We start from the raw sequence: 9,383 nt of genomic DNA on the forward strand, positions 1-9,383 counted from the left end.
AAGAACTGAAATCTCTTGTTACACCCAAGACAAAACTGATAATTATAAATTCTCCCCAGAATCCGACCGGCGGAGTGCTGACGCGCGAAGACCTCGAAGAGATTGCGCGATTGGCGGTTGAGCGGGATATCTGGATTCTATCCGATGAAATCTACTCGCGAATCATATATGAGACCAAATTTGAATCGATTTCCCAGTTTCCCGGTATGTTCGAAAGAACCATCATACTGGATGGTATGTCCAAGACCTATGCCATGACCGGCTGGCGCCTTGGCTACGGGGTAATGGAAGAAAAACTGGCTAAGTATGTCGCCCAGTTGGGTACTAATGCCCATTCCTGTACTGCTTCTTTTGCCCAGATAGCCCTTTCCGCCGCTATAACAGGACCGCAGGAGGAATCGCATCAGATGGTGGCGGAATTCAAGAAAAGGCGTGATGTCATCGTTGACGGTCTTAATCAGATCGAGGGATTCTCCTGCAAGAAGCCTCTCGGCGCATTCTATGCGTTTCCCAATGTCACCGCTACCGGATGGAAGTCAAAGCCGTTTGCCGAGTACCTCCTCGATGAATTCGGCGTGGCGGCACTTTCCGGAACGGCTTTTGGCAGCTTTGGCGAAGGATATCTGAGGTTTTCTTACGCCAATTCCGTGGAAAACATCAAAATTGCCCTGTCACAAATCAAGTCAGCTGTAGCAAAAATTAAGCAGAACGCTTAAGTTTTTCGGAAACTGTCCGATTTTTACACATAGAGCGCAGAAATTGTGATGTATAGATCGGATTGTTTTTTGTTGACAGGAATTATACCAACATCTAACTTCATATCGCAGTAGAAATTAATAGATATCTGTTCAAGCTTTGGTACTTTTGAACAGCTTTAAGTTCTGCTAGTGTTTCTGCTTGAATAGAAGAAACTAAAGATAACTTTACGGAAATGTAAATCTTTAAGGACACAAGGAGGTGAAAGGAGGGCGCAATTGATTCCTTTGTTAAAACCTTTAAACCTATTGGAGGGTATTAAAGTTGAGTAAAAAATTTTTACATTCGGTAACATTGCTGGTTCTGGCGTTTATCATTGTGCTCCCGCATTATGTCTTTGCCGGAACCACCGGCCGCTTGACCGGAAAGGTTGTCAATGAAGAAACTGGAGAACCTATCCCGGGCGTTGCGGTATCGGTAGTCGGAACCAAAATGGGCGCTCTGACTAATGAAGACGGGGAGTACACCATCATCAATGTGCCAGTCGGCACATATACCCTGAGAGCATCGATAATCGGGTTTGCCCCGGTTGAGATAACCAATGCGATGGTCTCAGTTGACTTAGCTACTTACATCGATTTCACTCTATCCCGCAAAGCGCTGGAACTCGGCAAGACGATTGTAGTTCGCGCCGAAAGACCTTTGATTCTGAAAGACAAGACCACCTCGGTCGCCATTACTACCAGCGAGAAGCTGCAGGCGATGCCGGTGCGCGGCTTTGAGCAGGTGGTCGGCATTCAGAATAGCGTGGTGCGGATGAATTCCAACGTTGATATCCGTCAGCGCGGATTTGGTCGCGAATCGCTGGCGATGGCGCCGGAAATCAACCTGCGCGGCGGGCGTCCCTCGGAAGTCGCCTACTATGTTGACGGCTTCTCGCAGCAGGACCCGCTGTCCGGTATTTCGACGGCAAATATCGCCAATAATGCCATTCAGGAAGTGGCCGTGACCTCCGGCGCCTTCTCGGCGGAGTACGGTCATGTCGCTTCCGGTATTGTCAATGTAACAACTCGCTCCGGCGGAGAAATCTATCACGGAAATCTGGAGCTGGTCAGCGATAACGCCGCCACTATTTTCGGATATGACAGCTACGACCAGAACTGGTATTCAGCCGACCTGAGCGGTCCGATTCCTGGTCTGGATAAAGCCTTTTTCTTCTTCTCCGGCGAGCGCCGTTTCCTGGCGGACCGTACGCCATCGGCTGTAACTTCCGATGTTTACAAGCAGTTCGGATTGGAATCGAACTTCGAAGAGCCGCAGCGTCTGCCGGCAAACTCTTTGCGCGGCTGGTCTTACCAGGGGAAGCTTGATTTTCAGTTAACTCAGAATATGAAGCTCTCCATAAACGGTAACGGCTCCTATGACAGATGGCAGGAATACCGTCATTACTACCTGAATCCGGCTTATGTAAGCCAGGTTGAGCATTCGCCTTATTATGTCGACAAGAACCTCGGTTTGAATGCCAAGATAACTCATCAGCTAAATCCCAATACCTTTTACAACTTCTCCATATCGTCGTTCCTGACGGAGCGTACTAGAGGGGATGGTAAGGTTTTTGAGGATTACAATGCTTATGAGCGGAAAATCGAAATTCGCGATTACAATAACCGCGATTCGGTGGTCCGAATCGACGTCCTTGCCAATCCGGAGTATGATTTGCATAACCTCTTCCGCGAGGGAGACAGTCTCTTTTACAGTGACATCTACTTTGGGTTCCCCGATTCGTTGAGAGGAACCGAGGCTGATTCATTTGTGACTTTTATTGAGTCACTCTGGCCCAACTATCTGCAGAGAAAGTCATCCTACTACGGTATCAAGGGAGACATCACCAGCCAGGTGACGCCGAGCAATACCATCAAGTTCGGATTTGACTTCCAGCGTCATACGCTTCGGTATTTCGAGAACCTGAATGCAACGCAGGATCATGACCCGACCAAGACCACGGAGCGTCTGAACCGTTACGGTTACGACCTCGCGGGAGATGAATCGGATGATGAAGATTTTATGAATAACACGAAGCATCCAATTAATCTTGGTGTATATGTTCAGGACCGTTTCGAATGGCGCGGTTTGATTCTGAATGGCGGCTTGCGCTATGATTACTTTGATTACAAGGCGCTTCGCCTGAAGAATATTTATCGTCCGTTTGACGCCGGCAATATCGGTGACAGCCAGCTGGACAGCACAGACCTGGAAGACAGCAAGGCGTTTTCGCGTCTGTCTCCCCGGTTGGGCGTCTCCTTCCCTGTCAGCGACAAAACGCAGCTCTACTTCAACTTCGGCAAGTTCTATCAGCGTCCCGACCTGGTTCGCCTCTACACCGGTTACGATTTCCTGGAGGCGCGCGTAACGGCCGGATCATACTATCCGTTCCCCAGCCCGAATCTGGAGCCGGAAATGACGACCCAGTATGAGTTCGGTATGACGCACCAGCTGGGCGATAATACCGCGGTTGAGTTGACGGCATATTACAAGGATGTGTCGGACCTGACTCAGATTTACCATCTTGACGGTGTTTTTCCGAAGGCGTACGATTTCTTCGCCAACGCCGATTATGGTACTATCAAGGGATTCGATTTCAATCTGACTATGCGTCGGACCAGGAATCTGGCACTCGACCTGAAGTACTCGCTCAGTTATGCGACGGGAACCGGCTCTTACGCTCAGTCCACCTATAACATTGCCTGGAAGAATCCGACGGGGACCCCCAAGAGGACCAACCCGCTCGATTACGACCAGCGGCATAGTATCATAGGTGTCATTGATTTCCGCACGGTCAAAGGTGAAGGTCCGGTTCTGGGCAATTTCCGTCCGTTGGAGAACTTTGGAGCGAGCGCCGTTGTTCAGATTGCCAGCGGCACGCCCTATACGCCGATGCAGATTTACGACGGTGTCAGCCCTAATGCCTCGGTTCAGCAGATACCGACCGGTCCTATCAACTCCGCTAATCTTCCCTGGCAGTTCACGGTCGATGTTAAGGCGGAAAGAACGATTCGCGTGGGCAGTTTCAATCTGGTGCCGTACATCTGGATAAAGAATCTGCTCAACAAAGAAAACGTTCTGTCGGTCTATGAAGGTACCGGCAAGGCATATACCTCAGGTTATCTGGAGACTCCCGAGGGTCAGGTGCGCGCCAGCGCCGCCGGGACCGGCGAGGAGTTTGCCTACAGATATAATCTTGGCCAGAATAACCCCAAGAACTACTCTAATCCCAGAATGATTTATTTTGGGCTGCGGATGTCGTTCTAAAGAATGAGGGATAGGAAAATGAAAATACGATTTTTAGGAACGCTATTGATATTTATTCTGTTGGCTTTGCCTCTGACGGCGGCGCCCCCGGCGGGGAAAGAAAATGCCGCCTGGATGAGGGCAATGAAATCGACGCAGATAGATAATGAGTCGTACATTGACGCCAACTTAATATTCATGTTTGTTACCAACCATGGTAACTTCGGCCGCGACCTGGCCGGGGTATTTGGCCATGATTACGGCACTTATTACCCGTATACTGATATCGGTTCTATCGAGAACGGTTCCAATATCTCCTCGCCGCTTTATGCGTCGGGGCTCTGGATTGGCGGCGTTGACTCGGTTTCCGGTGAAGTGCGGGTGATTATCGCCGAGTACAGCGATGAGTATGTGCCGGGTCCGATGCAGGGAGGAACATTCCTTCCCGACCGGCCTGAATTCAGGGTCTATAAACTTTATGCGGAGAGTCTGGCGAACAATCCCAACCAGGATTATCTGGAGTATCTTCAGTATGCCGTCGCCCAGGGGGCTCCCTTTGAGACCACCCTCACCGGCGACACCATACCCAAGATGATAGGCGACCAGATGCTCTGGGCAGTCTATAACGATGCCGACCCGGGCCAGCATACCAACAACTCCGGTGAGACCAATCCTCTTGGAATTGAGGTCAGGCAAACTACTTTCGCCTTTACCAGAGAGGACGCTCTGGGCAGTATCGTATTCATCAAACTGCAGGCCTATAACCGCGGCTCGAATGTTTTGAAGGATGTCTATATGTCTCTCTGGGCTGACCCTGACCTGGGTGGCGCCGGCGATGACTTTGTAGGTTGTGATACGATGTTGTCGCTCGGTTTCTGTTACAATTCTGACAACGACGACCAGTATTATCAAGCCACGCCTCCCTGCCTGGGATACGACTTCTTCCAGGGTCCGCTGATTTTCACCGGCGACATGGCCGATACCGCAAAGATGTGGGATACGCTTTGGCCCGGTTATACCAATATGGGAATGGTTTCGTTCAACAAGTATATTAACGGAACCGACCCGGACAATTTCCAGGAAACCTATAACTACATGCGCGGTCTTAACCGTGACGGCTCACCGTATATTGACCCCACAACGGGACTGGTCACCAAGTACTTCTTGAGTGGCGACCCGATATTGGGGACCGGTGATTTGGATGTAGCCCCGGCCGACCGCCGATTCATGCAGAGCACGGGACCGATTGAATTCCGTCCCGGTGACAGCACCGAAATCCTGGCTGCCATCGTCGTTGGTCGTGGTGGAGATGCCAAATCGTCTATAGCGGTGATGAAGTACTTTGACCGTTTCGCCCAGACCGCTTATGACATTGACTTTGACCTTCCCAAGCCTCCGGCGCCACCGGTTGTTACTACCGCTCGCCTTTCCGGCAACATAGTCTTGAGCTGGACGGATACTTCAGAAGTGGACCCGGGCGATTACCCCTTTGAAGGTTATACTGTTTACCAGGGTGAGTCCTCCAATGGTCCCTGGAAGCGGATTGCCAACTATGATGTCAATAATGGCGTTGCCCAGATTCTCGATGAAGTTCTTGACCCGATTACCGGCGTCCTTGAGACCCGAGGAGTAAAGTTCGGGTCAGATAACGGTATCAGCCGTTATATCAGAATCGATGAGGATTTCATCCTCGGCGGTGACCTGAAGGACGCCAATGCCTATTACTTCCGTGTGGAAGCATACGGCTATGATGGCGCCGCCACGCCGAAGACAATTACTTCGGCTAATAGGGTGCCGATCGTGGTTGAGCCTCAGGCTCCTCCGGCAGGCATTTATCCTCAGGCGGAACTTGAGGATGTTATTGAAGTCCAGCATACGGCTGGTGTCTCTCAGGGTATAGTGACTCCGATAATCATCGATCCGCTGGCTTTGACTGGAGATACCTACCGTATAGTCTTTGTCGATTCCATGGTCGACACCAGCGCCGACCCTGACACCGTAATCTATTTCAGCGAACTGAGATGGCATTTGGAAAATGTGACCAAGGACACTACACTGCTTGAATTTCAGTCTAACCTGAGCGGTGACAATGCCTATCTGGCAGTCGATGGATTCTATGTCAAAGTTCAGGGTCCGCCAGTCGATTTTCTTAGTTTCGATGTTGTCGCGAATGCCAACGGCGCTATTGACCCGCCCGAGGGCGGCGCCTTTGACTTCGGGAACTTCCCATCGATAAGGCCAACTGCAGCGCAGCAGGTAACGGATACCCTCTACGGTGAAGCCCGCTGGGGTATTCATACCGCCGATGTGGGTGGCGGCACTTGCAGCAGCAATCCAAGCTGGGATTACGCATTCTTCCTGTCGCGCACTACTCGAGACGGTGACAACTTTGCCCGAATTGGCTCATATGATTATGAGATTCGCTTTACCGGTTCTTACGACAATCCCGGAGTCGAGGGAAGTTATGCCATTGAGTGGTTCAATGACGACAATGTTTACTGGGTGCCTTATGAGGTCTGGAGAACCGGAATTGCCACCCCCAATGACCCCTCCGACGACGTAAGGATGTCGCTTGAGATTATTGATGATGGCAGCGACGACGTTTTTGGTCTGGAATCCTGGGGCTGTATCAATGACCCGCTGAGAAGCGGCGGGGATGGCGAACATGCTGTCTCCGGGCTGGATAACGACCCGTTTACAGACTGGATTTATTTCCGTCTGCCAAGCGACATGACACCGGGCGAAGCCGGCTATCTTGCCAATGAAGCGGCAATGTTGGGCGGTACATACGACCGCACTCTGACCACCGGCGAGGTACTGGCGCGTGTCGTTCTGGTAAACTGGAACGGTCATACTGCCGATGGAGATACATTGACCAATCCGCCGGTCTTCACTCTGGATTATCCGGAACTGGGAACGATATTTCGTCTGACCACCACCAAGCCGTTGGCAGTCACTGATACTTTTACCTTTACGACAACTGCCCCGACGCTGGTACAGGCGGAAAACGAACTGGACAAGATAAAGGCGGTGCCAAATCCGTTCTATCTGTACAGCACCTATGACCCGTCACCGGGATTTAACACCTTGAAGTTCCATCATTTGCCGCGCAAGTGCGATATATCGATTTACAATATTGCCGGTGATAAGGTGCGGACTATCAAGAAAGACGACCCTTCAGCCATCACCAGCTGGGATCTTCTGACCGAGAAAGGACTGCCGGTGGCGTCAGGCATATATATTTATGTCGTTGATGCTCCGGGATTCGGGCAGAAGATTGGGAAAATAGCGGTGTTCACTGAAGCCGAAGTCTTGAAGATTTACTAAGCAAGGAGGATATAAGCGATGAAGAATAAAATAGTATTTCTGATGCTGATTCTCCTTGCGGCAAGCCTTAGCACGGCTTACGCGGGGAGCGATAGGCGGTTAGGTACTGCCGGAGCCCAGGAGCTGCGTATCCCGATCGGCGCGCGCGGCACGGCGATGGGCGGTGCGGTAACTGCCAACGCCTCCGGGGTAGAATCGATCTATTGGAATCCGGCTGGTCTGGCATCTCTTGAGGGAACCGAGGCGTTCTTCAGCCATCAGCCGTATATTGCCGATATTGATGTCAACTTTGTTGGCGTTGCCACGAATATGTCCGATTTCGGCATTCTCGGCGTCGGCGCCAAGATTGTCTCCATCGGCGATATGGAAGAGACAACCGAAGAGTTTCCGGATGGGACGGGTAGAGTCTTCAACCCCTCACTTTCGGTGCTCTCGCTGTCGTACGCCAGAACTTTGACCTATAACGTCACTTTCGGCGCCACCGGGATGTACATAAATGAAAGGATTTTTGAAGTCTCCGCCTCCGGCGTGGCTTTTGATGTCGGCTTCATTTATCGTCCCAACTGGCACGGCGTTTCGCTGGGAATGGTGATTAAGAACTACGGGCCGGAGATGAAATTCTCAGGCCGTGGATTTGACCGCGTTCTTGACCTGCGTCCGGCGCGCCCGGTCGCGGCGACTTTCGACCTGCCCAGCTCATTTAATCTGGGGATGTCCTTTGATTTTCTGAGCAATGGTCCGAATCTCGCCACGGTCAGCGGCAATTTCTGTTCCAACAACTATTCCGAAGACCTCTGGCAGGGGGGATTGGAATATGGGTATGACGGCAAGTATTTCCTGCGCGCCGGGTATAATTACTCGCAGCAGGAGTCATATCTGTATGGCTTCTCCTTCGGCGCCGGATTGACGCTGAACTTCGGTAATACTGATGTTACTTTCGAATACTCCTGGACTGAAACGGAGACATTCGACAATAATCAGTATTTTACCGGTCGCATCAATTTCTAAGAGGTTGTTTGCAGTTGATAGCCCCGCCTATTCGGCGGGGCTATTTTTTTGTTGTCAAGCGGGCCTTCAGGAGTTAATTCATTAGGCGATGTATTACGGAACGGTCGTAAAAAATGTGACAGACCTGCGGGCGGAGCCGAAATTCCAGTCGGAGCGGCGCAGTCAGATTCTGTTCAATGAGCCGCTAAAAATTTACTCCCGCCGCACCGGATATTTTCATGTGGAGCAGGCTGATGGATATACCGGCTGGGTGAGTGAAGCGGCGGTTGAAATCATATCCGGAAAGCGGTATAAATCAGCCCTTGCCGCCCCGCAGTATCTGGTTACGGCTTCTACATTGAGCCTGCCTGGCTGGAGCGATGATTCCCCACTCCCCAGATTCCTCTTCTACGGCACCGCTCTGAAATTGAAACGGGAAGCCAAAGCTGAAGTTGAGGTAGAAACCCTCAACGGGATAAGCATAAGTCTGCCCGCTAAGAATCTGGCGTGGGCTGAATATGTCGGGAAAGAAGATTTAGGCGCCAAAGTGGTTAAAGAGGCTCGTCAGTTCCTCGGCACTCCATACTTGTGGGGAGGGATAACACCCTATGGATTTGATTGCTCGGGTCTGGTGAGGATGGTTTTTGGGCGGTTCGGAATCCGTCTGCCGCGAGACAGCAAAGAGCAGCGGCAGCAGGGGATGAAAGTGGAGAGCAATTCAGTTCTGCCGGGCGACCTTCTGTTTTTCACCGGTCATGTGGCAATAGCCATGGACCATGGGCAATTCCTTCATTCATCGTTGCGCGCCGGTGGCGTCGCTGTCGAAACGATGAACCCGGAGCGGAAGAATTACCGTCCTGACTTAGTGAAAATATTCCTGGAAGCGCGGAGAGTTATAAGATAGATATTCGTTATTTCCCAATAGAAATGAAGCTTCGGCGCCCTTTCCGGGTGGCATACGGCGCCGCCGCAACCAAGACCAGCCTGTTTGTCGAGATTGACGGCGAATGCTGGGGGGAGGCATCCGGTTCTGTCTACTACGGAGCATCTATTGAAGAAATCGGGCGTGACCTGAAAACCGGAAT

General features: G+C 51.3%; 5 protein-coding genes. All 5 read left to right on the forward strand.

Features of this window, described 5'->3' with window-relative positions; all coding sequences use genetic code 11:
- Positions 1-716 (forward strand): aminotransferase class I/II-fold pyridoxal phosphate-dependent enzyme (locus AB1690_02380; protein MEW6014149.1); only part of this gene is annotated, 716 nt, incomplete at its 5' end.
- A 304-nt stretch (positions 717-1,020) separates the two neighbouring features.
- Positions 1,021-4,005, forward strand: coding sequence for a TonB-dependent receptor (locus AB1690_02385; GenBank protein ID MEW6014150.1), 2,985 nt, complete (start codon positions 1,021-1,023; stop codon positions 4,003-4,005).
- An 18-nt stretch (positions 4,006-4,023) separates the two neighbouring features.
- A complete protein-coding gene (locus AB1690_02390) occupies positions 4,024-7,311 on the forward strand; it encodes a hypothetical protein (GenBank protein MEW6014151.1) in 3,288 nt (1,095 codons plus the stop codon).
- 18 nt (positions 7,312-7,329) lie between these two features.
- A complete protein-coding gene (locus tag AB1690_02395; protein ID MEW6014152.1) occupies positions 7,330-8,319 on the forward strand; it encodes a PorV/PorQ family protein in 990 nt (329 codons plus the stop codon).
- Positions 8,320-8,407: 88 nt separating this feature from the next.
- Positions 8,408-9,202 (forward strand): C40 family peptidase, encoded by a 795-nt coding sequence (locus tag AB1690_02400; protein MEW6014153.1) that lies wholly within the window; start codon positions 8,408-8,410, stop codon positions 9,200-9,202.
- The last annotated feature ends 181 nt before the right edge of the window (positions 9,203-9,383 follow it).

Source organism: Candidatus Zixiibacteriota bacterium, assembly GCA_040753495.1.
Taxonomy (GTDB): Bacteria; Zixibacteria; MSB-5A5; order GN15; family PGXB01; genus DYGG01.